The organism is Sulfitobacter profundi (assembly GCF_042661425.1).
GTDB lineage: Bacteria > Pseudomonadota > Alphaproteobacteria > Rhodobacterales > Rhodobacteraceae > Sulfitobacter > Sulfitobacter profundi.
Genome location: NZ_JBHSWA010000003.1, coordinates 24,788 through 50,491 on the forward strand (window position 1 = coordinate 24,788; position 25,704 = coordinate 50,491).

General features: G+C 55.7%; 25 protein-coding genes. 22 read left to right on the plus strand and 3 right to left on the minus strand.

The features are described from left to right. Positions 1 to 540 precede the first annotated feature (540 nt). Positions 541 to 729 carry an MbcA/ParS/Xre antitoxin family protein gene (locus ACFQAU_RS18410; RefSeq protein WP_120352513.1) on the plus strand — a complete coding sequence of 63 codons (189 nt, stop codon included), beginning with the start codon at positions 541 to 543 and terminating at the stop codon, positions 727 to 729. Positions 730 to 821: 92 nt separating this feature from the next. Here the strand turns inward: ACFQAU_RS18410 and ACFQAU_RS18415 are convergent, their stop codons facing one another. The 3 genes from ACFQAU_RS18415 to ACFQAU_RS18425 form a co-directional block, all read right to left on the minus strand. Beyond that, entirely contained in the window at positions 822 to 2,438 is a 1,617-nt protein-coding gene (locus tag ACFQAU_RS18415) for an ISL3 family transposase (RefSeq protein ID WP_417807596.1), read from the minus strand. 26 nt (positions 2,439 to 2,464) lie between these two features. Continuing rightward, positions 2,465 to 2,722, minus strand: a complete 258-nt coding sequence (locus ACFQAU_RS18420; RefSeq protein ID WP_386284738.1) for a MerR family transcriptional regulator — start codon at positions 2,720 to 2,722, stop codon at positions 2,465 to 2,467. A 101-nt stretch (positions 2,723 to 2,823) separates the two neighbouring features. Beyond that, positions 2,824 to 3,873, minus strand: coding sequence for an AraC family transcriptional regulator (locus ACFQAU_RS18425; RefSeq protein WP_064223623.1), 1,050 nt, complete (start codon positions 3,871 to 3,873; stop codon positions 2,824 to 2,826). Positions 3,874 to 4,208: 335 nt separating this feature from the next. Between ACFQAU_RS18425 and ACFQAU_RS18430 the strand changes: the two genes are divergently transcribed. The 21 genes from ACFQAU_RS18430 (at position 4,209) to ACFQAU_RS18530 (ending at position 25,677) form a co-directional block, all read left to right on the plus strand. Continuing rightward, the gene (locus tag ACFQAU_RS18430; protein WP_067296557.1) at positions 4,209 to 5,393 is read left to right on the plus strand and encodes an ABC transporter substrate-binding protein; all 1,185 of its coding nucleotides are present in this window, start codon (positions 4,209 to 4,211) and stop codon (positions 5,391 to 5,393) included. Positions 5,394 to 5,477: 84 nt separating this feature from the next. Next, positions 5,478 to 6,335, plus strand: coding sequence for a branched-chain amino acid ABC transporter permease (locus ACFQAU_RS18435; protein ID WP_120352510.1), 858 nt, complete (start codon positions 5,478 to 5,480; stop codon positions 6,333 to 6,335). Beyond that, on the plus strand, positions 6,332 to 6,679 hold the full coding sequence (locus ACFQAU_RS18440; protein WP_386259461.1) for an ABC transporter permease subunit: 348 nt from the start codon (positions 6,332 to 6,334) through the stop codon (positions 6,677 to 6,679). The genes ACFQAU_RS18435 and ACFQAU_RS18440 overlap by 4 nt, the downstream gene beginning before the upstream one ends. Positions 6,680 to 6,696: 17 nt before the next feature. Continuing rightward, positions 6,697 to 7,281 carry a branched-chain amino acid ABC transporter permease gene (locus tag ACFQAU_RS18445; RefSeq protein ID WP_386284301.1) on the plus strand — a complete coding sequence of 195 codons (585 nt, stop codon included), beginning with the start codon at positions 6,697 to 6,699 and terminating at the stop codon, positions 7,279 to 7,281. Beyond that, positions 7,278 to 8,027, plus strand: coding sequence for an ABC transporter ATP-binding protein (locus ACFQAU_RS18450; protein ID WP_064223626.1), 750 nt, complete (start codon positions 7,278 to 7,280; stop codon positions 8,025 to 8,027). Before ACFQAU_RS18445 ends, ACFQAU_RS18450 begins: the two co-directional genes overlap by 4 nt. Then, positions 8,024 to 8,725, plus strand: a complete 702-nt coding sequence (locus tag ACFQAU_RS18455) for an ABC transporter ATP-binding protein (protein ID WP_176832926.1) — start codon at positions 8,024 to 8,026, stop codon at positions 8,723 to 8,725. Before ACFQAU_RS18450 ends, ACFQAU_RS18455 begins: the two co-directional genes overlap by 4 nt. Before the next feature lie 51 nt (positions 8,726 to 8,776). Next, complete coding sequence (locus tag ACFQAU_RS18460) at positions 8,777 to 10,327, plus strand: AMP-binding protein (protein WP_067296559.1); 1,551 nt, start codon at positions 8,777 to 8,779, stop codon at positions 10,325 to 10,327. Positions 10,328 to 10,454: 127 nt separating this feature from the next. Next, on the plus strand, positions 10,455 to 11,846 hold the full coding sequence (locus ACFQAU_RS18465) for a class I adenylate-forming enzyme family protein (protein WP_386259464.1): 1,392 nt from the start codon (positions 10,455 to 10,457) through the stop codon (positions 11,844 to 11,846). A 15-nt stretch (positions 11,847 to 11,861) separates the two neighbouring features. Then, positions 11,862 to 13,046, plus strand: coding sequence for a lipid-transfer protein (locus ACFQAU_RS18470; RefSeq protein WP_132445873.1), 1,185 nt, complete (start codon positions 11,862 to 11,864; stop codon positions 13,044 to 13,046). A gap of 35 nt (positions 13,047 to 13,081) precedes the next feature. Continuing rightward, positions 13,082 to 13,858 (plus strand): SDR family NAD(P)-dependent oxidoreductase, encoded by a 777-nt coding sequence (locus ACFQAU_RS18475; RefSeq protein ID WP_269347655.1) that lies wholly within the window; start codon positions 13,082 to 13,084, stop codon positions 13,856 to 13,858. Between the two features lie 211 nt (positions 13,859 to 14,069). Further along, entirely contained in the window at positions 14,070 to 14,858 is a 789-nt protein-coding gene (locus ACFQAU_RS18480; RefSeq protein ID WP_009808030.1) for an enoyl-CoA hydratase/isomerase family protein, read from the plus strand. Between the two features lie 12 nt (positions 14,859 to 14,870). Next, positions 14,871 to 16,109 carry a thiolase family protein gene (locus ACFQAU_RS18485; RefSeq protein WP_009808031.1) on the plus strand — a complete coding sequence of 413 codons (1,239 nt, stop codon included), beginning with the start codon at positions 14,871 to 14,873 and terminating at the stop codon, positions 16,107 to 16,109. A 9-nt stretch (positions 16,110 to 16,118) separates the two neighbouring features. After that, entirely contained in the window at positions 16,119 to 17,255 is a 1,137-nt protein-coding gene (locus tag ACFQAU_RS18490) for an acyl-CoA dehydrogenase family protein (protein ID WP_009808032.1), read from the plus strand. A gap of 8 nt (positions 17,256 to 17,263) precedes the next feature. Then, entirely contained in the window at positions 17,264 to 18,037 is a 774-nt protein-coding gene (locus tag ACFQAU_RS18495) for an SDR family NAD(P)-dependent oxidoreductase (protein WP_009808033.1), read from the plus strand. Between the two features lie 4 nt (positions 18,038 to 18,041). After that, positions 18,042 to 19,157 (plus strand): CaiB/BaiF CoA transferase family protein, encoded by a 1,116-nt coding sequence (locus ACFQAU_RS18500; RefSeq protein WP_009808034.1) that lies wholly within the window; start codon positions 18,042 to 18,044, stop codon positions 19,155 to 19,157. Beyond that, a complete protein-coding gene (locus ACFQAU_RS18505) occupies positions 19,154 to 20,035 on the plus strand; it encodes a branched-chain amino acid ABC transporter permease (RefSeq protein WP_120352508.1) in 882 nt (293 codons plus the stop codon). The genes ACFQAU_RS18500 and ACFQAU_RS18505 overlap by 4 nt, the downstream gene beginning before the upstream one ends. 3 nt (positions 20,036 to 20,038) lie before the next feature. Next, positions 20,039 to 21,118 (plus strand): branched-chain amino acid ABC transporter permease, encoded by a 1,080-nt coding sequence (locus tag ACFQAU_RS18510; RefSeq protein ID WP_009808036.1) that lies wholly within the window; start codon positions 20,039 to 20,041, stop codon positions 21,116 to 21,118. Beyond that, positions 21,115 to 21,882, plus strand: coding sequence for an ABC transporter ATP-binding protein (locus ACFQAU_RS18515; RefSeq protein WP_009808037.1), 768 nt, complete (start codon positions 21,115 to 21,117; stop codon positions 21,880 to 21,882). Before ACFQAU_RS18510 ends, ACFQAU_RS18515 begins: the two co-directional genes overlap by 4 nt. Beyond that, the gene (locus tag ACFQAU_RS18520; RefSeq protein WP_064223630.1) at positions 21,879 to 22,649 is read left to right on the plus strand and encodes an ABC transporter ATP-binding protein; all 771 of its coding nucleotides are present in this window, start codon (positions 21,879 to 21,881) and stop codon (positions 22,647 to 22,649) included. The genes ACFQAU_RS18515 and ACFQAU_RS18520 overlap by 4 nt, the downstream gene beginning before the upstream one ends. Next, complete coding sequence (locus ACFQAU_RS18525; RefSeq protein ID WP_009808039.1) at positions 22,646 to 24,493, plus strand: AMP-dependent synthetase/ligase; 1,848 nt, start codon at positions 22,646 to 22,648, stop codon at positions 24,491 to 24,493. The genes ACFQAU_RS18520 and ACFQAU_RS18525 overlap by 4 nt, the downstream gene beginning before the upstream one ends. Positions 24,494 to 24,513: 20 nt before the next feature. Further along, on the plus strand, positions 24,514 to 25,677 hold the full coding sequence (locus ACFQAU_RS18530) for an ABC transporter substrate-binding protein (protein ID WP_120352507.1): 1,164 nt from the start codon (positions 24,514 to 24,516) through the stop codon (positions 25,675 to 25,677). Positions 25,678 to 25,704: the final 27 nt, after the last annotated feature.

Consider the following 25,704-nt stretch of genomic DNA (forward strand, 5'->3'; position numbering starts at 1 on the left):
TTGGCTTCCGTCGATTCGGTCGCCAAAAAATGCAGGCGCATCGGGTGGGCAAGAATCCACTTGGAAAACCGTCAAGAATGCAGCGTTTGCGACTGTGCTGAGGTGAGCTGGATGCAAGTGGCGGTATCCAAGGTTAGATGCATTGTACGTTTATCTTTCACTAAGCCATTTTATTGCAAGATTACCTTTCGTATGATTCTTATTTGGCCCGCCATTCGAGAAGGCGTGATCACCTTGAACCGCCCCTAATTCGAGGTTTTCATTGGATGCCGTCGCGTCATGGGAAAATTCCGCGAGGAGAGCGCCCTGGATGAAACAGCGCGCCAATCCATTCCCTATACGCATCAGAAAAATTATCATGCCCATTCATATCCTACTCATGCTTTGCCCGTGAAGACGCGGAGAGTGTGCGCTTCTTGACTGTCTCAGGTGTCACAAGGTCATAAACTGCCTGAGACTTCATATTTTTGTGCCTATAGTTATCATGCTGTGACAGCGTTAGGTTCACCATGATCTTAGGACGTTAAGAGGAGGGCGCCGATGACTAGAGATCAGTTGATTGAGATGGCGAAGCGCGTGCTGAAATCTGAAGATCGTGCACAAGAATGGCTGTCACGCCAGCATCCGTTATTGAACATGCATGCACCCCAAGATCTGCTGAGCAGCCATTTTGGTCGTGATCGCGTAGAGCATCTTCTGGTGAGGATTGAGGCCGGTTTTGCTGTCTGAGGTATCGGCTCCGCTATTTGGCAACCTAACATGTGTATGCGCCAAATGCCCTTGAAGGGCTGCTGTCGCGTAGCCCTTAATTGGGCTCTGCCTCAATCTGTGTGGCGGAACGGTAGCATTCTCGCCCGCAACAATTCTGGACCGGCTCGACCGTACATGGCGCGTTTGAGCGTCTTCAGGCGATTGATCTGACCTTCTGCTTGGCCGTTGCTCCATGGCATCTCGATGGCGTTTTTGACTGCATCGAAGTCCCGGTTCAATGTGCGGGCAAAGCGCACGATGGGCGCCAGATCGGTTTCGATCGCGTTGTCGATCCATGCTGGGAGCGGGTCTGCTTGGCGGCTGCGCAGGATACCGTTGAACCGCATGGCGAGACTTCGCATCGTTGCGAAGGCGGGAGAACCGGCCTTGAGCGCGTCGACTTTCCGCGCTTGATCCGGGGTGAGCTTTCCGCGGGGTTTGATGCACAGCGCGGCTGCGATGACCGGGGAAATCGCGTGCCCCGTTTCCGGGTCCCGGACTGGCTTAAGGATTTCGTGCTCTACCTTGGAGTCGCTCCCTTGCTGTTCTGCTTTTCGCCAGCCCGCCAACAGACGCTGCAAATGCGACTGACTCCCCTCGTAACCGCGCTCTCGGATCAGACGGAACAGGGCGCTGCCAGTTCGAATGCCCTCCTTCCAGCTTTGGCTCAGGAACTCTTCAAAGTACCACGGCGATGTCGGCTTCAAAGCGGCCCGCCTGCGGTCCGGTGGTGTCTCGAACTGCAGCCATTTCGCGATGCTGCGACGCGGGAACCCTGTTCGCCGCCCGATCTCGCTGCATGAAAGCCCCTGATTTCGGAGCGCATGAATGGTGGCGAAAATCTCTTCCCGAGACGTCCTATGCGCCAGGCGTGACTTCAGAAGGCTGCCGGCTGCGGTGATGTTGTCGGCGTCGGACAGCAGCGCCCTGCCGGTCGCACGGCCGTGAAGGTTCATTTGCTCCTCGATGGCCTGCCGCAGGTTTTGTACGATATGGAACCGGTCAGCGACCTGCTTCGCCTGCGGTGCCCCTTGCCGTGCTGCCTGGGCGTAGAGACCGCAGCGATCTCTGCTGATCACTTCCACCTCGGGGTGTCGCTTCAGCCAGTTGGTGCAGCTGACGACATCTCGATCCTCAAGAATGTCGATCACCACGCGACGCTCCAGATCCACAATGATCGTGCCGTAGGTTTGCGATTTCCGCCAACTCCAGTCGTCGATCCCGATGACTGTCGGCGACTCGCCACTGTCTTGGGCACGGTTCTTCAGCTGCCTAAGCACCGTGTCATCGCTGACTCCAAGGCCCAAACGATGCAACAACCGCTCGGCTGGCCGTCCGCCGCTCGCATGCCCAAGATGGGTGACAATCTCCCCGACACGCGAAGTACGACGTGCAAATGGACGCGCAATCGAGGCGATTTGGTCTGAGAATGTCCGGCGTGGGCAAGCGGGTGCCTGACATCGCCAACGGCAAATTGCGAGATCAACCGTTACCTCGTCTCCATGCGCGGGATAATCCTGCAGCCGCCGACGCCGCCAGCCGTGACGTCGGCGTGAATGCAATCCACAGTCTGGGCAAATGCCGTTGGGAGCCAAGACGCCAGATACAATCCACCCGCCTCTTTCACTTCGCTCAACGCTTTGAACGGCAACATCGCTCCCGGGCGACCAGTGCTTCTTCGAACTCACAACTATACCTCCTGAATTTTCCAGTTTCAGGATAGTTGCGCCACACAAAGTGAGGCAGAACCGATTAAAGGGCAACGCGACAGCTGCGCTCTTGAGCCCCTGTTTTTATATATTTCTAACCAAACTCTTATATCTTCAAGCTTCATTCCGAACCGACGACCTCGCAAGATCAGCTTGAACCGCGCGATCTGTTTGCGATCATAACTTCGTTCACGCCCTTGTAGCGTGGGTTTGAGAAGTTCGAGATATTCGTAATACCGCAGGGTTCGGGGGTGACGTCGAATTTCCCGACCATCTCTTTGAAGGTGAGCGTTTCGTCATCGGACTTGTTCATGGCGTCACTCCGTTCTGATATATGGTCGTGTTAGCGTCTCGTCGTCTAATCCTAACGTGAACTGGCGAATAACCCTTTGCTGGTTTTTCGATATGCGGACGGCGAATCCCCTGAAACCCGCCGGAAAAATCGCGACAGGCTGGCAGTTTCCGAAAAACCGAGGCGATCTGCAACTTCAGCCAGCGGTAACTCGGATGTATCAAGAAGCTCCCGTGCGCGGCGCAAGCGCACGCTATCGATAATCTGGCGATAGCTCATCGACTGACTGGCAAGTTTTCGATGTAAAGAGCGTTCTGACAAATGAAGCGTTTCGGCCACTTCCGGCGCATTGGGAAAAACGCCGCGCACCTGCATCAACACCTGATAAACCGAATTTGCTGTTCCGGTATGCTTGGGGCCGGTTTCAAGCATATTCTCGCACAAAACACGATAGTTTACCGCAAGAAGGGCATTCGCCAGCGGCAGTTTCAGCGCGCCTGTTCCAGGATGAAAGTGAATGCAACTGCGCGGTGCGCGATACACGATTTCGGTTTGCCAGCGCGCTTCTAGGTTCATCCAGCCTTTCGGGCGGTCCAACGGGCATTCGATCAGACGGATGGGCAGGTTTTCTTGACGCAGGTCCCGGAAGAAGGTCGGGCCGGACCCAAGCAGCCGTTCATGAACAAAATCCAGAAGATCGGGCGGTACATACTGGTCGTCGGCAACAAACCCTGTTGCAAAACCTTCATCGTCCTCTGTGATGTCATATGCCAGCAGTGCGTATCCCAGCCCCTGCATTTGCGTGAAAACCCTCAGCCCCGCTGTCACATTCTCTGAAACTAGCGTGGCAAGCCCGATAGGGCCATACGAGATCAGGCTGTAACGCAGACCGGTGACAAAAGCGACACCTTCAATATGCGCTGTACTCCGGCAAAAGGCACGCAGGAATGTGAGTTCCTGAATACCGTCCAGCGTGCCCCATGGATCCGAGAGAAGGCTGAGCTGCAAACCTGCTTCTTTGAGCAATGGGTCAGGATCAATGCCGTGTTCGATCAGCACGTCACACATGAACTGGATGCTATGTTTGGGAAGACGCAGGTTTTGGAGCAAGCCCACCTTCATGACGATGACCTCAAAATTCTACTGATGGGTAAATAATATCGATTTGGCAGAAAATGTCAAATTTGTGGCGTTTTCGGACATTCCCTGCCAGTCCTAACCCTGCGATGCTTGATGCAAGAGATGGGGGAGGGTTAGGGACACGGTCGCGATCAGATGCACTTTTGCGCCATTTGCAAATCCATGATTTGTTACCGCCCGATTGCTGATCCGACGTATGATAAAACCCGCCAAACTTGCTGATAGTATTCTGCTTTTCCGGGAACGATTTATCCCGGGCAGCGCATCATTCGCCTTGCAGGAGAAACTTCTTGGGGCGTGAAACCGGGAGGAAAACTATGAAACGTCGGAATTTTCTACGCAGCGCCGGGGCGCTAACTTTGGCCAGTACCTTGCCTGCGCCAATGGTTCTGCGGGCCGCAACGCCCGAAGATTATCACATTGCGGGCATTCTGTCTTTCTCGGGCGCATACGGCTTGATCGGCAATGACATGCGCAAAGGCGCGGAACTTGCCGTGGCCATGCGGGGTGGCGAATTGTTGGGCAAAAAAGTCCGCTTCAGCTGGGAAGACGATGAAACCAAACCCCAGCCCGCCGTACAAAAAGCAAGCCGGCTGTTGGCGGAAGGCACGCAATTGATGTTTGGCGCGGTCAGCTCAGCGTCGACTCTGGCACTGCAAAGCCTGTCCACACAGCGCAAGGTGCCGCATCTGGTCACGATTTCCGCAGACGACAGCATTACCAAGATGGACGGTGCGCGTTACTCATTCCGTACGTCCAACACGTTGGCCATGGAAATGAACATGTGTGTTGAATTCGTAAAGAAACGCGGGATCAAGAGAGTATACGCGGTCACGGCTGATTATCAGGCCACGCGCAGCGCCTTTGACGACTTTGCCGCAAAAGCAAAAGCCGCCGGTGTCGAGATCGTCGGGAATGACTTTGCCCCGCTTGGCAACCGCGACTTTTCGGTCATCATCGACAAGATGGCGCGTTCGGACGCCGATGGTATTCTGGTTGTGGCAACGGGCAATGACGGCGTCACCTTCTGCAAGCAGGCAGGTCAGGTTGGGATGGGTCAGAACAAAGTGCTGTTCGGCCCCGTGCTTCAGGATGAAATCTTTGCAGCCGCGACAGGCGAGGCCGCATTGGGCGTGAACTCCGGCGTGCGTTATCACTTCTCGCTCGACAATCCGGCAAACGCCGAATTCGTGACGGCCTACCGTGACGCAAACGGTGACTACCCTTCGGCCTTCGCGGGCGAGGCATTTGACGGTCTTCGCTGGTGGATGGATGTCATCGAAGCGACTGACAGCTGGGATGTGGAAACCTGGGTCGATGCATTTGAAACATCGGTCTATGAAAATTCGGTCGAAGGGCGCAAGGAAATGCGCGCTTGTGACCATCAGGCCAAACAGGTCGGTCTTTGGGGTGAAGTTGTGAAGGGCGAGGCACCATTGCCGGACCTCACCATGAAAATCACCGAAGAGTTTTCGGCAAATAGCCTGTTTAGCGACTGTTAATCGATCCTCCCTGAACTGGGCGGCGCTGTTCCCTCGCGACATGCGTCGCCCGCTTTTTTGGGGTGAAACTGAGGAACCCTGAATATGTCCATTATCGTGATCGGGCTGAGTCTCAGCTTTCTGCTGTTTCTGCTGGCAGCGGGCTTGACCCTTATTTTTGGCATGTTGGGGGTGATCAACTTTGCCCATGGCGCGCTTTATATGCTTGGCGCGTTTGTCGGGTATCAAATTGTTCATATGACCGGATCGTTCTGGTTGGGACTGCTGTTTGCGCCGCTGATCGTCGCCTGTGTTGGTGCGCTGATCGAAATTTTGGCGCTGAAACAGGTCTATGACCGCGACCACATTTTTCAGCTTTTACTCACTTTCGGATTCATTCTGGTCATCGACGACGCGACAAAGATGATCTGGGGATTTGACTATAAGCAAGTGCCGACACCAGAAATCTTCATGGCACCGATTTCCATGTTTGGCAGTCAAATACCGTCATACCGGCTTTTTGTAATCGGTTTTGGTGCAGCGGTTTCTCTGGCACTGTTCTTGCTGCTGGACCGTAGCAAATGGGGCATGATTATTCGCGCCGCCAGTTCCGATCCGGAAATGGCTCAGACACTCGGTGTAAATGTAAACCAGGTTCGCACCGGCGTCTTTGCGCTTGGTGCGTATCTTGCGGCTCTTGGTGGCGTGGTTAGCGCACCGTTGGTGCCGATCGAACTGGGCATGGGATTCAGCGTTATCATCGACTGTTTTGTCGTGGTGATCATCGGCGGGCTTGGGAACATTCGCGGCGCAATCCTTGCGTCGTTGCTGTTGGGCATGACGCGGGCGGCCGGATATACCTACGCAACTGAATGGGTCGAACTACTTACCTTTGCCCTGTTGATCGGAACGCTGATGTTCCGGCCTGCGGGCTTGTTTAGCACAAAGGGGCGTTCGGCATGACACGCAGGATTATCGGTCAGGCCCTGATGGGCATTATTATCGCAGTTATGATTATCGTTCCGTTTTTTGTGCAGGATGAGCAATGGGTGAACCTTGTCAGCCTGATCCTGATCTGGGCCTTGTTCGCAATCGGCTTTGATCTGGTCTTCGGGGTGACAGGTATGCTGTCATTCGGCCATGCGGCGTTGTTCGGGGCAGGGGGTTATGCGCTCACAATCCTCACCCTCAGCTATGGCGTCGGTTTTATACCGGGCCTTTTTGCAGCGGCGATTGTCGGAGCGGTGCTGGCTTACCTGATGGGGCTTTTTGCGCTTCGGGTTTCGGGGCTTTTTTTGCACTGCTGACACTGGCCCTGGCGCAGATGATGTACATCCTTGCGTCCAACAAGCTGCGCGCAATCACCGGCGGATTGGACGGTATTCCAGGCGTGCCGCGGCCTGACTTGTTCGGGATCAATTTCTACGACAACCACAACTATTATGGGTTTATCGTGGCGGTTTTCCTGATCGGACTGGCGCTGATGGCATTGCTGCGTGGGTCGCCATTCGGGCGGGCATTGCGCGCGGTACAGGCGAACGACGTGCGCGCCGCGCAACTCGGATACAACGTCCATAGCTTGCGCCAATCGGCGTTTATCGTTTCGGGTGCGTATGCAGGTGTTGCAGGAGCCCTGCTGGCATCGTTGATCTTCTACATCTCTCCGCAAATGCTGCATTGGTCCACATCGGGCGACGTTTTGATCATGACCGTGCTGGGCGGCAAAGGCACATTGCTAGGTCCGATTCTTGGCGTGGCCTTGTTTGAATTACTGAAAGAAGAACTGAGCCAAATCACCCAATATTGGTACGGCATCCTTGGTCTGGTGTTCATTTTTGCCACCATCTTCCTACGCAACGGTATTGCCGGAATGTTCCAAGGTGATCAGGACGAAGGAGACATGCAATGACTGCCGGATCATTGAGTTGCAACGATATTCAGGTCTCCTTCAGCGGGTTGAAAGCTGTCAACGGTGTGACGTTCGACTTCCAGCCGGGTCAGCTTTACGGGATTATCGGACCTAACGGTGCGGGCAAGACCACGTTGATGAATGCGCTTTCGGGTCATGCCAAGCTAAGCGGTGGTCAAGTGATGCTGGACGGGCGCGATGTAACGGGCCTGTCGGTGCATAAACGGACCCGCATCGGTCTGGGCCGCAGTTTCCAGATCACCAAGATCTTCGCCGGCATGTCGGTGCTTGAGAACCTTCAACTTGCTGCTTTTGCGCATCTGTACAGGTTGCAGCCCTTCTGGCTTCCGGCGGGCCGCTTTCCTGCAGTCAGGGAACGGGCCGAAAGCGTTCTCGAAGAGATCGGCCTGACGGTGATGGCGCACCGCCCCGCCGAAACCTTGTCTCACGGCGATCAACGCGCATTGGAAGTCGGGCTGGCATTGCTGAGCAACCCATCGGTCCTGTTGCTCGATGAACCATTGGCCGGTGTTGGACATGACCAGATCGGGCCTGCGATGGAGCTGATAAAACGGATCGTCAAGGGCCGCACCGTGCTGCTGATCGAACACAACATGGACGTTGTAATGCGGGTCTCCAGTGCTTTGGTCGTGATGGTTCAAGGGCAAATTCTGGCGTCTGGCAGCCCTGAAGAAATCCGCGCAAACGCCGAGGTGCGAGCGGCTTATCTGGGAGAAGAGGAATGAAGCTGCTTGCGTTGGAAAGCTGCAATGTCACTTATGGCAAGGCGCAGGCGTTGCATAGCGTGTCGATCGAAGTCGCACAGGGCGAAGTTGTTTCGCTGATCGGGCGCAATGGCGCAGGCAAAAGCACCATTCTCAAGACGATCATCGGTTTAAAGCAACCGGTTTCAGGGCGCAGAGTCTGGAAAGGGGACGACGTTACCGCGCGACTCCCGAACCAACTGGGCCGTCTGGGCATTGGGTATGTCCCCGAAGACAGGCGCATTTTTGACAATCTGACAGTGCATGAAAACCTGCGCATCGCAACCGTCATGGGACGCACTGGCGCATGGACCGAAACCCGGATTTTTGAAATGTTTCCGGTGCTGCTTGATCGCGCGTCACAGGCGGGAAACACGCTTTCGGGCGGCGAACAGCAAATGCTGGCGATTTCGCGCGCGCTTTTGACTAATCCGGAACTGTTGCTGCTGGACGAACCGACTGAAGGCCTTGCCCCGCTGATCGTTGATGAATTGGTCGATTCGATGCGGCGGATCAACGAAGAAGGTATGACGCTTTTGCTGGTTGAACAGAACCTGCGCGTGCCGATGAAATTGGCCCATCGACAGTACGTTGTCGACAACGGGACCGTCCAGTGGAGCGGCACGACAGCAGATTTGCTGGCCAACCGCGAAGAGATCGAAAAGCTCATCAGTGTATGAGTTCAGACTGGCAAGGCGGGAAAATCCCGGAAACCAAGATAGGAAACCGTTATGCGTGTGATCGATTTCTTCGACAGGGGTGTCGCAATCAACCCTAACGTGATCGCTTTGGAAGATGCTAAAATCGGCCGGAGTTACGGCGAAGTTCAGGAACGCACATATCGTTTCGCCAATGCCATCACTGCCGAAGGGTACGGACGCGACAAGATGGCCGGCGTTTACAGCCCCAACTGCGTGAGCGGCCTTGAAGTTATGCTGGGCTTGTTTCGTGCCGGCACGATCTGGGTTCCCGTCAATGCCAAGAACGGCGTAGAAGAAAACGCGTATATCCTGGATCATAATGATGTGGAGATTCTGTTTTATCACAGCGATCTTGCACCGGCGCTGGAACAATTGCGTGAACTTTGCCCAAAGATACAAAAATTCATCTGTCTGGATAAACAAGACGGCGCGGCACCATGGCTGGAAGACTGGATGGCCGCGGCCCCTTCAACCGATCCCGATGTGCCGCTTGGCCCTGATGATCTTGTCGGAATTTTATCCTCTGGTGGGACAACGGGGCGGCCCAAGGGGATCATGCTGACGCAGTTGAACTGGACCACGCTAATCGCGAACTATTATGCCAGTTTTGATGCCGGACCTGACCCTGTGCATTTGCTGATCACGCCTATGACCCACGCGTCAGGGGTGCTTGCCATTGCGTTGATGGCCGCTGGTGCGCGCAGCGTCATCCTGCCGGGATTTGATGCCGCCAACGTTCTAGACACAATTGAAAGCGAGGGAGTGACCCATCTGTTCCTGCCGCCGACCGCCGTTTACATGCTGTTGTCGCAACCGGAAGTTGCGCAACGTAGCTTTCCGTCATTGCGGTTCTTTCTTTATGCCGCCGCACCTATGGCCATTGACAAGCTGCGCCAATGCCTGAAGATTTTTGGGCCGGTCATGGCGCAGTGTTTCGGACAAGCAGAATCGCCGATGTTCTGCGCGCTGCTGACGGCAGAGGATCACAATGTTATCGGAGATCCGGCCCGCGAACACCGGCTTGCAAGTTGCGGCAGGCCCGCACTTTTGACACCGATGGCGATCATGGATGATGACGGTAACATTATGCCGCGTGGTGAGCATGGTGAAATTGTTGTGCGCGGAAATCTGGTGATGAAGGGGTATTACAAAAACCCCGAAGCAACCGCAGAGGTTTCCCAGTTCGGTTGGCACCATACCGGCGACATCGGGTATCTGGATGACGAGGGTTACCTTTATATCGTGGACCGCAAGAAAGACATGATCATTTCGGGCGGCTTCAACGTTTATCCCTCGGAAGTCGAGCAGGTGATCTGGTCGCATCCTGCCGTGCAGGATTGCGCGGTGATCGGTGTGCCTGACGAAAAATGGGGTGAAGCGATCAAGGCGGTGATCGAACTCAAACCCGATGCAACGGTGGAACCCGAAGCAATCATTGCATTGTGCAAGGAAAACCTTGGCAGCGTAAAGGCCCCCAAAACGGTTGACTTCTGGGATGAACTGCCGCGCAGCCCCGTTGGGAAAGTGCGCAAAAAGGACATCAGGGATACGTTCTGGCAGGGGCAAGCGCGCAGAATTTAGGGAGCAGAATTATGAACATCGCGTACATTTTGACACAGTCCGCGCGCGCCTATTGCGATCGACCTGCCGTCTGCTTGGGGTTGTCGACGTTCAGCACCTACACCCAATTACAGGACCGCAGCGCGGCGTGGCCGCTGCGCTGAAACAGCGCAATCTGGTAAAAGGTGACCGTGTTCTGATCTTCATGGGCAACCGGCCCGAATATATCGAGATCCTGTTTGCCATCTGGACTGCCGGATGTGTTGCCGTTCCGTTGAATGCCAAACTGCACCCTAACGAAGTGACCTATATCCATGCTAACTGTGATGCCGCACTTGCCTTTACCGACCGGCCGGAAGACGTCGAAGGGTTTTCAGCAGTCATTGCGGTCGGTGGACCGGAATATAATGCGGCGTTACAAGCGTCAGCGGATTTGCAGCCTGCACACGCTGCGCAAACCGATCCAGCATGGATTTTTTATACCAGCGGCACGACGGGCCGCCCGAAAGGGGCGATACTGACCCACCGCAACCTCTGGACCATGACCACGAGTTTTCTGGCCGATATGTGTCCGGTTACGGAAATGTCGGCGGCGCTGCATCCGGCACCGCTGTCTCATGCGGCAGGGCTGTTTATGCTACCGTTTGCGCAGCGGGGCGCGGCGAATGTTGTGCCGCAAAGCGGTGGATTCGATCCGCATGAAATCGTGACGTTGCTGCATGAATATCCCCATTCATCTTTTTTTGTCGCACCCACGATGCTGACGCGTCTGACGGCCTGTCCTGCGCTTGACACGGCGGCCATCGAAAACCTTGATCTGTTGTTCTGCGGCGGTGCGCCGATTTATGTCGCAGACCTGCGCCGGGCGATGGCGCTGTTGGGCAACCGCATCTGGATCGGATACGGACAAGGCGAGGCACCATGTACGATCACTTATCTACCACCGCATATATTGAGCTGGGAAATTCCGGATAGTTGGCTGGGATCCGTCGGCATTCCACGCACCGGCGTCACGGTCTGTGTGGTGGATGAAACAGGCACACAATGCCCCCCAGATGTCGCGGGCGAAGTGATCGTCAGTGGCGATGTGGTGATGGCGGGATACTGGGGCAATGAAACGGCAACGGCGTCAGCCTTGCGGGACGGCTGGCTCCATACCGGCGACATTGGCAGCGTGGACGCCCACGGTTTCCTGACGCTCAAGGACCGGTCCAAGGACGTGATCATTTCTGGCGGGTCAAATATTTATCCGCGCGAGGTCGAAGAGGTGCTGCTGCGTCATTCCGGCGTGGTCGAAACTAATGTTGTTGGCCGCGAGGAGGCCGAATGGGGCGAGGAAGTCATCGCGTTTGTCGTGGCAGAGCCGGGCGTGACCGCACAGGCGCTGGACCGTTTTTGTCTGGATAACATAGCGCGGTTCAAGCGACCCAAGGCCTATTGCTTTGTTCTCGAACTGCCCAAAAGCAGCTACGGCAAAATACTTAAGACAGAGTTGCGCCAGATGCTGACCGACCCCGATACACAATTCGAAAAACCATAAAAAAGGAGACCCAAAATGACTGCCATTATTGCCGGTGTCGGCATGATCCCTTTTGCAAAACCGGGCGCATCGGCACCTTACGACGAGATGGGCGAGGTGGCGATCCGTCTTGCACTGGATGACGCCGGTATCGCGTTCGAAGACGTGCAACAGGCCTATGCCAGCTATGTTTACGGCGACAGCACAAGCGGGCAGCGTGTGATTTACCGCGTGGGCATGACGGGCATCCCGATTATCAACGTGAACAACAATTGTTCGAGCGGTTCAACAGCGCTTTTCCTCGCACGGCAGGCTGTCGAAAGCGGTGTGGCAGAATGTGTGCTGGCGGTGGGTTTTGAACAGATGGCCCCCGGTGCGTTGGGTGTTGTCTTTCCCGATCGCCCGTCACCGCTGGCGGAATTTGATGCCGCCACGGACCGGCTGATAGGGGACGTCGATCTGCCGATGACGCTTCGGTATTTCGGCGGTGCGGGCAAGGCGCATATGGAACGATTTGGTACGAAGATGGAGACATTCGCCAAAATTCGGGCCAAGGCTAGCCGCCATGCCGCGAACAACCCACTCTCGGTTTTCCGCAAGGAGATGACCACGCAGGATGTAATGGGTGCGCAGGTGATCTGGCCCGGTGTAATGACACGGCCAATGGCTTGTCCGCCCACCTGCGGCGCTGCGGCGGCGCTTGTGGTGTCCAAAGGGTTCGCTGAAAAAATGGGCCTTGATACAACTGTACAAATCCGCGCGCAGGCAATGACAACGGATAAACTGCTGGACCCTGAAACCGGCGACATGATCGAAGTGGTTGGCGCCAGGCTGAGCCGTGATGCCGCGCGCATGGTCTATGAAAAGGCGGGCGTGGGTCCTGACGATATCGACGTGATCGAATTGCATGACTGTTTCGCGCAGAACGAATTGATTTCCTACGAGGCCCTGGGGCTATGTGCCGAAAGTGATGGCGAAAAGTTGGTCGATGATGGCGACAACACCTTTGGCGGGAAATACGTCACGAACCCGTCTGGTGGTCTGCTGTCAAAGGGGCATCCACTGGGTGCTACGGGGCTGGCACAGTGTTTTGAGTTGACCAACCAACTGCGTGGAAAGGCAGAGAACCGGCAGGTCGATAATGCGCGGCTTGCCCTCCAGCATAACGTTGGGCTGGGCAGTGCGGCGGTTGTTACACTTTATGAAAGGATTACAGCATGACAAAACCACCAATGAGAGATCGTGACGATTTCGGCGTGGCACTTGTCACCGGTGCAGGTTCTGGCATCGGACAGGGGATTGCTTTGCGGCTGGCGGAGTTGGGCGCGAGGGTTGTTGTCACTGATATTGCCGAAACAGGCATAGCCGATACGGTCAAGCAGATCGAAGCGGCAGGTGGTACAGCGCTTGGGCAAAAGCTTGATGTGTCGGATCCGGCATCGGTGAATGCGGCATTTGACGAGACGGAACGCTGGGACAAATGCGTGGATGTGCTGGTGAACAATGCGGGTATCGTCGGGATTAATCCGTTCCTCGATTTTCCTTTGGAAGACTGGAACCGCGTTATGGCTATCAACCTGACAGGCAGCATGTTGTGCGCGCAACTTGCTGCGCGTGAAATGGTTCGTCAGCGATATGGCAGGATCATCAATATCACGTCGGTCAGCGGCATCCGCGCAGGGGTCGGGCGCACGGCTTACGGCACGTCCAAGGCGGCCTTGGTGGGGCTGACACGCCAGATTGCGCTTGAAGTTGCGGCGCATGGCGTCACGGCAAACGCGATTGCACCGGGCGCCATTACAACTCCGCTCACCGAAAGCACCTATACCGAAGAAACGGTTGCGCGCCTGTTGCCGATGATTCCGGCGGGTTACATGGCCGACCCTGCGGATATCGCGGCGGCAGTTGCCTATCTGGGCTCGCCTGATGCGCGATATGTGAACGGTGAAACACTGGTCGTTGATGGTGGATATGTCTGTGGCGGCATGATGCAGACTGGCTCGCTGGATCTGGGCACAAAAAGTTCGTCCTGAACACAAGGTGTCGCGCGGCGAGGCATTTTTTCATGTCGCGCGCATCATCGGGGAACGCACTATCTTGATGTCGCCGGATTGCTGATTCTCCGATCAAATCGGACGGGAGAAACCGACAACCTACAAGCCTATGTAACCTAACGTAAATTAGTTCTTGATTTGATTATATATTTTTGATTACTTATTGGTAAGTAAATAGAAAGACGCACGCATGACTCAAGCGAATGTACTGGTCGAATACCGTGGTCCGGTTGCGTGGCTGACGTTGAACAGGGCCAACAGTCTTAATGCACTTTCTGTCGACCTCATTGGGGAACTGCGCGCCGCGATAAGAGAGATCGCTGTGGCAAAACAGGTGCGCGCAATTGTGCTGACGGCTGCGGGGCGTGCGTTTTGCGCCGGTGCCAATCTGAAGGAAGTCCTCGCTGGTCTGGATGATGCCGATACGCAAAAGGGTGATTTTCTTGACGCTATCGGCGCGACGTTTCAAGCGCTGCGTGATTTGCCGAAACCGGTGATCGGCGGGCTGAATGGCATTACCGTTGCGGGCGGGCTGGAACTCGCGATGTGTTGCGATGTGCTGATTGCGGGCGAGAGCGCCAGAATTGGCGATGCTCATTCGAATTTTGGTGTGTTCCCTGGCGCAGGCGGCGCTGCTGTCTTGCCGTGCCGGATCGGACTCGCAAACGCGAAATACCTCTTGTTTTCGGGCCAAAGTCTACCAGCGCGCGAATTGATGCGCATGGGGCTGGTGCAGGAAGTGGTTGGTGATGACGCGCTTGAAGCGCGGCTGCACGAGTTCAGCCAGTTGCTGGCGACCAAAAGCCCGCTGGTCCTGTCGCAGATGAAGCGGGTAGCCAATGCATCCATCGAAATGACGCAGGTGGAGGCGCTGAAACAGGAACTTGCCGTGCTGCGCGAACATCTGAAATCCAACGATGCGGCCGAAGGACTTGCCGCATTCGGTGAAAAACGAAAGCCGGTTTTCACCGGCACATGAGCGGAGATTGAAATGACAAAAATTTACATTGCCGGGGTCGCGATGACCAAAATGGGACGCCTCGACGGGGCAACGGTAAAGTCGCTGACCTGCGAGGCTGTCGATGGCGCGATGGCGGACGCCGGCATTGGCAAGGATGACATTCAGGCTGCCTACTACGCGAACACAACACAGCGACATCTTGAGGCGCAGTTGATGATCCCGGGCCAGATCACCCTGCGCGAGATGGGATTTGAGGGCATCCCGATGGTAAACGTCGAAAATGCATGTGCCAGCGGGTCAACCGCGTTGAACCTTGCGGCTCAATTTCTCAAAGCAGGCGAGGGTGACGTGGCTTTGGCCGTTGGGGCCGAAAAAATGTGGACAGGTGACAAAGCTAAGATGTTCAGCTTTTTCGATGGCGCGTGGGATGTGTCCACCGTTGAGGAAAATACCGAAAAACTGATGGCGCTGGGCAAAGGCATCGACGTGCCGAATGACACCACTTCGGACAAGCCGTTTTCAGTCTTTATGGCGATTTACGGAGCGTTCGGGCTGGCGCATATGCGCACGTTCGGCACGACCCAAAAACAGATTGCTGCGATTGCAGCAAAGAACCACATGCATTCGGTTGAAAATGAAAAGGCGCAATTCCGCGCGCCTTATACCGTTGACGAAATATTAAGCGCACCACCGATCACTTATCCTTTGACCCTGCCAATGTGCGCCCCGATGAGCGATGGCGGTGCCGCTGCGGTTCTGATGACCGAGGCCGGATTGAAAAAGTTCGGGATCAGCCGGGATCGTGCCATCGAAGTGCGCGCCAGCGTGATCCAGACCGGATCAAACCGCGCGCCGGAGGATTATGAGAACCACCTGACCGCGATTGCGGCACGGCGGGCATATGAAATCGCCGGTATCGGTCCCCAAGACGTATCAGTTGCCGAAGTGCATGACGCAACAGCGGTGGGTGAGTTGATCCAGATCGAAAACCTTGGGCTGTTCCCATTTGGCGAAGGGGGTGCTGCATCCGAGCGCGGTGACACCTCCATCGGCGGGCGGGTGCCGGTGAACCCGTCGGGCGGGCTGGAATGCAAAGGCCACCCGATTGGCGCGACTGGGTTGGGCCAGGTTTACGAACTGGTATCGCAACTGCGCGGTGAATGTGGACCTAGACAGGTCGAAGGTGCGCGGATCGCCATCGCGGAAAATGGCGGCGGTTTGATCGGTATCGAAGAGGCCGTGGCCTCCATCCTTATTCTCGGGCGCTAGGAGCGAAAGATGTTCAAAACCGAAGAGCAGATAATGGCTTGCGATTCCTTGCGCCGGTTTCTGGATGACCAGATCGAACCGGAATACCTGAAGGTTAAGGATGCGCCGTTCGAAAAAGAAGTCATTCAGGGTTTCATGACGCGACTTGCCGAGTTCGGTCTGACATCGGCCCCGCATCCCGAAGAAGCGGGCGGTATGGGGCTGGATTGGACCACCCACCTGATGCTGTTCGAAGAGGTTGGTGTTACGGCAATAGATATCGCGCTGCCCATTCTGATCAACGTGGTGGCAGGTGAGATTCTGCTGAAGCTCGGGTCTGATGAGATTCGCAAAAAATATATCGGTCCGTTGCTTGCCGGTGAAATTACCGCGTCGATGGGCATATCGGAACCAAATGTCGGGTCCGATGTGGCCGCTGTCAAAACCCGAGCGCGGCGGGACGGCGATGACTGGGTGATCAATGGCGAAAAGACCTGGATCACCAATGGTCGCTTTTCGGATTTCCTGATATGCACCTGCGCCACCGATGAGGGCCTGACCCATATTCTAGTGGATCGCAAAGAGCATGGCTATGAAACCCGCGACATCAAAAAAATGGGTCTGAACGCACAATCCACGGCACAGATCTTTCTTGATGACGTGCGTGTGCCGATTGCAAACACGATAGGCGAGGTCGGCCGCGGCTTGCAGCAAACGCTTGTGGTGTTTGAACGGGCGCGCGTTCACATGGCCATGTGGGGAATCTCCCTGGCACGGCGCGCGTTGGAAGAGTCGATCAGATATGCGCAGGAACGCAACCAGCACGGCAAGCAGATAGCGGGTCACCAGCTCATCGCAGACAAGATCGCCGTAATGGCCACAGAGATTGATGCTGCGCGGCTTTTGACCCTCCGTGCCGCTGGCATGATCGACCGCGGCGAACGCTGCGACAAGGAATGTGCCATGGCCAAATGGTACGGCACGGAAATCGCAGTGAACGCAACGCGCCAAGCAGTGCAGATCCACGGTGGCAATGGTGTCACCACCGATTTTATCGTCGAACGGCTGGCGCGCGAGGCCATTATCGGGCCGATCCCGGACGGGACTACAGAAATACAAAAATTGCTGATCGCACGGACGCTTACCGGCGTGCAGGCATTCAAATAGGAGCGGTCATGGAAATCGAAGGCAAGACAATCATCGTCACCGGCGGGGCATCGGGTCTTGGCGCGGCGACGGCGAAATATCTGCGAGCACGCGGTGCCAAGATTGGTATTTTCGATATGTCGCAGGGCGCTGGCGATGCGCTGGTCAAGGAACTGGGTGCTTCAAACGCAATGTTCTGCAACGTCGATGTGACCGACGATGAAGGCGTGGACGCGGCAGTTGACGCCGTGGTTTCAAAATTCGGTGCGCTGCATGGGTGCATCAACTGCGCCGGGGTCGTCAGCCCGATGAAAGTGATCGACCGTGACGGCAAGGCCGCGTCGCTCGACACATTCCGCCGCACGGTTGATATCAATCTTGTAGGCACATTCAACGTAATGAGCAAAGCTGTTCAGCGGATGTTGTTGAATGAACCCGAAAACGGCGAAGAGCGCGGTGTTGTTGTCAACGTCTCCTCTGGTGCTGCGATGGAAGGGCAAATCGGCCAGCCGGCTTATTCGTCGTCAAAGGCGGGGGTGATGGGCCTTAACCTGCCTGCCGCGCGCGAACTGGGTGCCAAGGGCATTCGCGTCAACGCGATTGCACCCGGCCTGTTCGGCACGCCGATGGTCATGTCGCTGCCCGACAACGTGATCGCAAACCTCGAAGCCTCTGTCGAAGCGCCCAAGCGTGTCGGCCGGATGGAAGAATTCGCTCATTGCTGTGCCTTTCTGATCGAGAATTCATATATGAACGGCGAAACCGTGCGGCTTGATGCTGCCACGCGCCTGCAGGCGAGATAGGGCGATGCTGCAACGCTCAGGTCCCCTCAAAGGTGTACGCATTGTTGAAATGGCAGGTCTTGGCCCTGCGCCGTTTGCTGCGATGCATCTGGCTGATCTGGGCGCTGAAGTGGTGCGCATCGCGCGGCCCGGTCAGAAATTTCCGTTGCCGATTGATGCGAAATACAATCTGTTCAACCGCTCGCGCCGCAGCCTGACACTTGACCTGACAAAGGCCAGAGATGTCGACCGGCTCTGGCAGTTGATCGAACGTGCCGAGGTGCTGATCGAAGGGTTCAGGCCGGGCAAAATGGAAAAGCTGGGATTTGGTCCGGAACAGGTGCAGGCGCGCAATCCGGCCTTGGTCTATGGCCGATTGACCGGATGGGGACAGGAAGGGCCGCTGGCACATGCAGCGGGCCACGACATGAATTATGCCGCCATAACCGGTGCGGTTTGGGGTTTGGGCGATGCGGACCGCCCGCCACCTGCACCGATGAACCTGATCGCGGATCAGGGCGGCGGCGCGATGATGCTGAACGTTGGTATCCTTGCAGCCCTGACTCATGCGCGCGCCACGGGGCAGGGGCAGGTGGTCGATACGGCCATGACGGACGGGGTTAACCTGCTGATGACCATGCAGCACGGGTTGGTCGCATGTGGCGCTTGGTCTGATAAACGGTCTGGCGATTTTATCAACGGCGGCGTTGCGTGGTATCGTTGTTACGAAACGGGCGATGGCAAATATGTGTCCGTTGGATGTCTCGAACCGCAATTTTTTGCCGAACTTCTGGCACTTCTGGGCCTCACAGACGATCCGCGCTTTGCCGATCAATACGCACCCACCGCGCAGGCCAGTATGATGGACGCGCTTACGGAGATTTTCCTGACTGCGACCCAACAGGAATGGTGCGATATTCTGGAAGGCAGCGACGCGTGTTTCGCACCTGTGGTTTCTCTGGCTGACGCATCGGATCATGCGCATAATCGCGCCCGGGGCAGCTTTGTCACAGTAGGTGGCATCGAGATGCCGACGCCCGCACCGCGATTCTCGCGAACACAACCCGACACACCGACGACCGGAGATGCGGGAGAAATCAGCCTTGATGAAATCCTTGAACACTGGGGGAACAACGCATGACTGCCTTGTCTTTTGCCGATGCGATGCAGCTTTTTGTGGTCGGCCTGTCACAAGGGTGCCTTTATAGCCTGATCGCGATTGGTCTGGTGCTTGTGTATAAGGCGACTGAGCAGGTGAATTTTGCCCAAGGCGAATTCATGATGCTGGGGGCATTTGTCGGGTATCAGTTCATCGTGCTGATGGGGATGCCCTACTGGCTGGGTGCGATGTTGACATTGGTCTTCATGGGCGCATTCGGCTACGGCGTCGAAGCGCTTGTGGTGCGGCGCCTGACGGGCCAGCCGGTGTTCACTGTCTTTATCCTGACGCTGGCATTGGGTATCGCGCTCAGGGCGGTTGCAGGGATAATTTGGGGGTTTGGCAACTATTCGTTGCCTGCTCCGGTTGATGGCAATCTTACACTGGGCCCAGTGATCATTTCTTGGACCAGCGTGTTGTCGATTGTTGTCACCGCGGTTGTCGCCAGCGCGCTGTACCTGTTTTTCCGTTACGCTCGGCAGGGTGTCGCCATGCAGGCGTTGTCCCTGAACCAGTTAGCAGCGTTCTACATGGGTATTCCTGTGAAACGGCTGACATCCTCGATCTGGGCAATGTCCGCGATCTTTGGCGGGATTGCCGGACTGCTCCTGGGGCCAATGACGTTGGTTTCGACGCAGATGGGTTTTATCGGGTTCAAGGCATTTGCAGGGGCAATTGTCGGTGGTTTCGGCTCCATCCCCGGTGCGGTGATCGGTTGCTTGCTGATCGGTGTGACGGAACCGTTTTTCGATATCATGTTCCCGACCCTCAAAGGAATTGGTGCCTACTTGATCATGTTCCTTGTGCTGTTGATCCGTCCGCAAGGCCTGCTGGCCCAAATTTATGCAAAGAAGGTCTAAGCCATGCGCGTAATTTTTCGCAAATCCTATGTTCAGGACATCCAGCTTTTCCGCGACCGTGGACAGGCATTCTGGTATCTGCTGTTTGCCGCGATCGCACTGGCCGCGCCGCTGTTTCTGGACGGCTATTTTCTGGATGAACTCTCATTCGTATTCATCTATGCTATCGCGGGTCTCGGGCTAATGGTGCTGACCGGATTTTCCGGGCAGGTGAGTTTCGGACAGGCGGCGTTTGTCGCAATCGGTGCCTACACTCACACGATCCTGCTGACCCGTTACAGCGTGCCGTGGCTTTTGTCGCTGCCGATAGCGGCGTTGGTGGCTGGGCTGGTCGGGTTGGCCGTCGGACGGATCTGCGGAAAGATGCACGGGCTGTATCTGGCGATTGCCACGCTTTCGATTGCGATTGTGACCGAACGGCTCATCGGTGGTGCGGGCGATTTCACAGGCGGTCATCGTGGCCTTTCGGTGCCGGAAATCAATATTCTCGGGCTGGCCATCGACGAAAGCTGGAAAGTTTATCTGCTGAATTTTGTCATCTTCGTGGGTTGTATCCTGATCGTTCGCAACCTGACACGCACAAGGTCGGGTCGCGCCATGATTGCGATCCGCGACTCCGAAGTGTCGGCGCGGGCGTTGGGAACCAATGTGGCCTTCTTCAAGGCATATGCGTTCTTCATCTCGGCAGTTTTTGCGGGCCTCGCGGGCGGGCTGCTGGCGCACGCCTTCTTCTACATCACGCCGGAAACCTTCGGAATGGGGGAATCCATCCGTCTGCTGTTGATGATCGTCGTCGGCGGGATCGGAACCATCCACGGCGCGGTTTTTGGGGCGTTCTTTATCGTGCTGCTGCCAACCGTGTTGAGCTGGGTCAAGATCGTGCTGCCCAGTGCAGTCGCCACGTCCGGCGGTTTCGATAGTCTTGCATTCGGTCTGATCCTGCTGGGGTTCATCCTGTTCGAACCTGACGGACTTTATGGACGCTGGACCAAGATCCATCACTATTTCAACGTGTTCCCGATGTACAAGAAGCGCAGTTTCCAGCGTCAGAAGACATTCCTCAAAACGGAGCGTTTAAGATGAACGGGTTGGAGATAGATAACGTATCGCTTTCCTTTGGTGGTTTGAAAGCGGTGGATGGCTTGAGCTTTTCAGTTGAACCGGGGTCGGTGTTCACCATCATTGGCCCCAATGGCGCGGGCAAAAGCACGGTGTTCAACCTCATCTGCCGGATTTACGATCCGTCGCAAGGCGACATCCGGTTCAACGGCAAAAGCCTGCGAAAAGCGAAATCCCATGAGGTAATCAACCACGGCATTGCGCGGACGTTCCAGAATATCGAACTGTTCGAACATGCGTCATTGCTTGATAACTTGCTGATCGGGCGCATCCGTCACGGCAAATTCGGGCCTCTGAGTGAGCTGTTTTTTACCCGTTCGCAGATGCGTCAGGAACTGGCCCACCGCCGCAAAGCCGAAGAAATAATCGAGTTTCTTGATCTCGAAGGCTACCGTCATGCACGGGTTGCGGATTTGCCGTATGGCGTGCGCAAAAAGACCGAAATGGCCCGCGCGTTGGTGTCGGAGCCAAAGATCCTGTTGCTGGACGAACCGTCAAGCGGACTGACCAGCGAGGAAACCGACGATACTGCTTTTGTGATTGAAGATATCCGCGAGGTCCTGGGTGTCACCGTTGTTATGATCGAACACGACATGAAACTGGTGAACAAAGTTTCGGACATGGTGCTGGCCATCAACGAAGGCCGGTTTCTTGCAAGCGGCAGCGCATCCGAAGTTCAAAGCGATCCCGATGTTCAGGCGGCATATCTGGGAGGGCAGGCAGCATGACCGAGGTACTGCGCGCCAGCAACGTCGAAACGATGTATGGCAGGGTGATGGCCATTCGCGGCATCAGCCTGACGGTCAAGGAAGGGTCGGTCGTTACGGTCATGGGCTCCAATGGGGCGGGCAAAACGACGATTTTGAAAACCATCTCCGGCGCGCTTGATCCGTTCAAGGGGCAGGTGGAATTTGAAGGGCGCGATATCACCGCGCTTGACCCAGATGTCATCGCGCGCGCCGGCATCGCCCATTCACCCGAAGGGCGCGAAGTGTTTTCCCTCTTGTCGGTCAAGGACAACCTGATGATGGGTGCCTATTGCCGCAAGGATCGCGATGAAGTGGCGCGTGACTTGGAAAAGGTGCTGGGCTGGTTTCCCGTGCTGCGCACCTTTCTGGAAAAGCAGGCGATCTATCTATCTGGCGGGCAACAACAGATGTTGGCTTTGGGTCGCGCGTTTATGCAGCGTCCGCGCGTGATGTTGCTGGACGAGCCGTCGCTGGGCCTGTCACCGCTCCTGATTTCCGAGATTTTCCAGATCATCAAACGGATCAACGTCGAAGAAGGCGTGACCATGTTGCTGGTTGAACAGAACGCCAGTGTTGCGCTGCCGGCCGCCGATTTCGGGTACGTCCTTGAAACCGGCCGGATCGTTATGGAAGGTGAACGCGACGTTCTCATGAAAAGTGCTGACATTCGCGAATTCTACCTTGGCATCAAAGCAGAAAGTGCGCGCGGCGACCGCCGCTGGAAAGCAAGAAAGACGTGGCGATGAACACAATGCAAGACCAATCCACCGCAGGATGGACGCCGCCGCCGGTCCAGATTGACGGCTGTGACACGTTCTCCAAACTGTTCCGGCAGAACTGCAAGAAGTTCGGCAACAAAATCGCAATCCGCGAAAAGGATTTCGGCATCTGGAAAGAATTCAGCTGGCTGGACTATTACGCATCCGCGCGCAGGGTCGGGTGTTCACTTATGGCGTTGGGCTACCGTGAAGGTGACGTGGCCGCGATCATTAGTGAAGACAACAAGGAGTGGGTGTTTGCCGACCTTGGCATCCAGTGCATCGGGGCCACGACTCACGGGCTATATCCTACTTTGCAGGAAAAGCAAGTTGCCTATCAGTTGAACGATAGCGGAGCGAAGGTGCTATTCGTTGAGGATGAAGAGCAGCTAGATAAGTATCTGGGTGTGGAGGACCAGCTTGATCATCTCGAAAAAGTTATCGTATTTGATATGGAAGGGTTGCGCAGTTTCCAGCATGACAAAGTCATAGGCTGGGAAGAATTTCTCGCACTGTCGGACGCTAAAATCGAAGAACTGAGCGTTGAATTTGAGCGCCGCGTTGATGCGGGCGATCCCGAAGATATCGCAACGCTGATCTATACGTCCGGCACAACCGGTGCTCCCAAAGGTGCCGCGATGTCGCACCGCTTCTTTCTAGCGCAATCGGATAATTACCCCGAATTGCCGCTCGGACCGGGCGATGAAGTTTTGACGTTCCTGCCGCTGTGTCACGCGGCCGAACGGATCCTGTCTGTCTGCGTGCCGATCCGTCACGGCATAACCATCAACATCGCGGAAAGCGGCGATACATTTGCCGCTGACATTCAGGAAGTCGCGCCAACATTCATCTTTGCGGTGCCGCGCGTGTGGGAAAAATTCTATTCCCGTATCAATTTTGTGATGAATGATGCCACCGCATTTGGCCGGTTTGCCTATGACCAAGCCCTGAAAACGGCTGGACGCAGGGAGGCATTGATTGCTGCGGGAAAATCTGTGCCGACGATGCTTAGGCTTAGGCATAAGGTGCTGGACTTTCTGGTGCTTCGAAATATCAGGGTCGAACTGGGACTGGCGCGCGCGCATACGATCGTATCGGGTGCGGCACCGATTTCAGCCCGACTGCTCAGCTGGTTCAATGCCCTTGGGGTGACAGTACAAGAGGCATATGGCCAGACCGAAACCGGCATTGTGACTGCAACCATACCGGGCAGATCACCGATCGGTTCCATCGGCCGGGCAATGCGCAATGTCGAAGCGAAACTGGCCGATGACGGTGAAATCCTCATTCGCTCATCCAGCAATTTTTCGGGTTATCTGAACCAGCCTGAAAAGACGGCGGAAACCGTGGTCGATGGCTGGGTCTATACGGGTGATGTTGGGACGATGGATGCCAATGGTGACCTAACTATTCTGGACCGCAAGAAGGACATCATCATCACCGCAGGCGGCAAGAACATTACGCCTTCGCAGTTGGAAAACGAGCTCAAATTCTCGCCCTATATTTCTGATGCGGTGATCATCGGGGACAAGCGCAAATACCTGAGCGTGCTGATCATGATCGACCACGAAAACGTTGAAAAATACGCGCAGGAAAAGCGTATCCCGTTTTCCAACTACAAATCCCTGTGCGCAAACACCCAAATCCAGGACTTGATCGAAGGCGAGGTGGAACAGGCGAACAGCGGTTTCGCGCCGGTCGAGCAGGTAAAGAAATTCCGGCTGATCGACGTACTTTTGACAGCCGAAGACGACGAGCTGACTCCGACGATGAAGCTTAAGCGCAACGAGATCGAGCGCAAATACAAAGACCTGATCGAAACGATGTATTGAAACACCAAAGGGAGAGACCAATGAAGAAACTAGCAACAGCACTTGCGTTTACCGCAATGACAGCCACCGGCGCGATGGCCGAGGGGCTGCAGGGCGTGACCGACGACATGATCACGCTTGGCACCTATACGGACCTAAGCGGGCCGTTGGCAGTCTGGGGTGTGCCCGAGGCGAATGGCCTGCGCATGCGCGTGGACGAGATCAATGCGGCGGGCGGCATTCACGGTCGCCAGCTTGAGATTATAATCGAGGACACGCAATATCAGGTGCCCCGCGCGATTCAGGTTGCAAACAAACTGATGCGCCGCGACCAGATTTTTGCGATGGTTGGCGCGCTTGGCACACCGATGAACCTAGCGATCATGCCGCAACAAATTGAAGCGGGAATTCCCAACATGTTCCCGATGTCGGCCGAGGTCGAGATGTATGAACCATTGGATCCGATGAAATACGCATTTTTTCGCAGCTATACAGACCAGTTTCGCGCGGGCGTTGCATACTTCAAGGAAAATGGTGATTTCTCAACACCCTGCATTGCGCAACTCGCAAATGAAGCTGGTGAATCAATGGCGCTTGGCGTCACGCAGCAATTGGCAGAGTATGACATGAAAGTCGCGGCCAAAACGGAGCATTCGGCAACCGAATCCGATATGCTCTCGTCTGTAACCACATTGAAAAACGCCGGTTGCGATATCGTGTTTCTGGCGGGTGGGGTGCGCGATACAATTCTAGTTGTTGCAACATCTAAAAAGCTTGGTTTTGAACCGACTTTCGTGACTGGAATGGTGTCCTATATGGATGCAGTTGCGACTGCCGCTGATGGCGCGATGGATGGTCTATATCTGGTATCGCCTTTTGTTTTTGCGAACGCAGGAGACTCCGAAGGGGAAGCAAAACGTATCCTGGAGAGTTACAGCGAAATTTACGGTGAAAAGATGGCCCCACAAGCGCAGCTTGGTTACGTTTTCATCGACCTGATTGCCGTGGCGCTCGAAGCTGCTGGTCGCGATCTGACGACCGAAGGATTTCTGGCCGCAACCGACGCGATCACTAGCTATGTTGATCCGATCGGCGGCCAGTCGGTCAGCTTTGGCCCGGAAGACCATCAGGGCATCGAAAGTCTGATTATGGCAAAAGTCGAAGACGGTAAATGGACTATTGCGGCCCGCGGGCTCGACTACTAATCTGTCAGTGATAAATGCGGGCGGTGC

Coding starts and splice junctions, on each gene's coding strand:
- ACFQAU_RS18410 (WP_120352513.1), top strand. CDS start 541: ATGACTAGAGATCAGTTGATTGAGATGGCGAAGCGCGTGCTGAAATCT.
- ACFQAU_RS18425 (WP_064223623.1), bottom strand. CDS start 3,873: ATGAAGGTGGGCTTGCTCCAAAACCTGCGTCTTCCCAAACATAGCATC.
- ACFQAU_RS18430 (WP_067296557.1), top strand. CDS start 4,209: ATGAAACGTCGGAATTTTCTACGCAGCGCCGGGGCGCTAACTTTGGCC.
- ACFQAU_RS18435 (WP_120352510.1), top strand. CDS start 5,478: ATGTCCATTATCGTGATCGGGCTGAGTCTCAGCTTTCTGCTGTTTCTG.
- ACFQAU_RS18440 (WP_386259461.1), top strand. CDS start 6,332: ATGACACGCAGGATTATCGGTCAGGCCCTGATGGGCATTATTATCGCA.
- ACFQAU_RS18445 (WP_386284301.1), top strand. CDS start 6,697: ATGATGTACATCCTTGCGTCCAACAAGCTGCGCGCAATCACCGGCGGA.
- ACFQAU_RS18450 (WP_064223626.1), top strand. CDS start 7,278: ATGACTGCCGGATCATTGAGTTGCAACGATATTCAGGTCTCCTTCAGC.
- ACFQAU_RS18455 (WP_176832926.1), top strand. CDS start 8,024: ATGAAGCTGCTTGCGTTGGAAAGCTGCAATGTCACTTATGGCAAGGCG.
- ACFQAU_RS18460 (WP_067296559.1), top strand. CDS start 8,777: ATGCGTGTGATCGATTTCTTCGACAGGGGTGTCGCAATCAACCCTAAC.
- ACFQAU_RS18470 (WP_132445873.1), top strand. CDS start 11,862: ATGACTGCCATTATTGCCGGTGTCGGCATGATCCCTTTTGCAAAACCG.
- ACFQAU_RS18480 (WP_009808030.1), top strand. CDS start 14,070: ATGACTCAAGCGAATGTACTGGTCGAATACCGTGGTCCGGTTGCGTGG.
- ACFQAU_RS18485 (WP_009808031.1), top strand. CDS start 14,871: ATGACAAAAATTTACATTGCCGGGGTCGCGATGACCAAAATGGGACGC.
- ACFQAU_RS18490 (WP_009808032.1), top strand. CDS start 16,119: ATGTTCAAAACCGAAGAGCAGATAATGGCTTGCGATTCCTTGCGCCGG.
- ACFQAU_RS18495 (WP_009808033.1), top strand. CDS start 17,264: ATGGAAATCGAAGGCAAGACAATCATCGTCACCGGCGGGGCATCGGGT.
- ACFQAU_RS18500 (WP_009808034.1), top strand. CDS start 18,042: ATGCTGCAACGCTCAGGTCCCCTCAAAGGTGTACGCATTGTTGAAATG.
- ACFQAU_RS18505 (WP_120352508.1), top strand. CDS start 19,154: ATGACTGCCTTGTCTTTTGCCGATGCGATGCAGCTTTTTGTGGTCGGC.
- ACFQAU_RS18510 (WP_009808036.1), top strand. CDS start 20,039: ATGCGCGTAATTTTTCGCAAATCCTATGTTCAGGACATCCAGCTTTTC.
- ACFQAU_RS18515 (WP_009808037.1), top strand. CDS start 21,115: ATGAACGGGTTGGAGATAGATAACGTATCGCTTTCCTTTGGTGGTTTG.
- ACFQAU_RS18520 (WP_064223630.1), top strand. CDS start 21,879: ATGACCGAGGTACTGCGCGCCAGCAACGTCGAAACGATGTATGGCAGG.
- ACFQAU_RS18525 (WP_009808039.1), top strand. CDS start 22,646: ATGAACACAATGCAAGACCAATCCACCGCAGGATGGACGCCGCCGCCG.
- ACFQAU_RS18530 (WP_120352507.1), top strand. CDS start 24,514: ATGAAGAAACTAGCAACAGCACTTGCGTTTACCGCAATGACAGCCACC.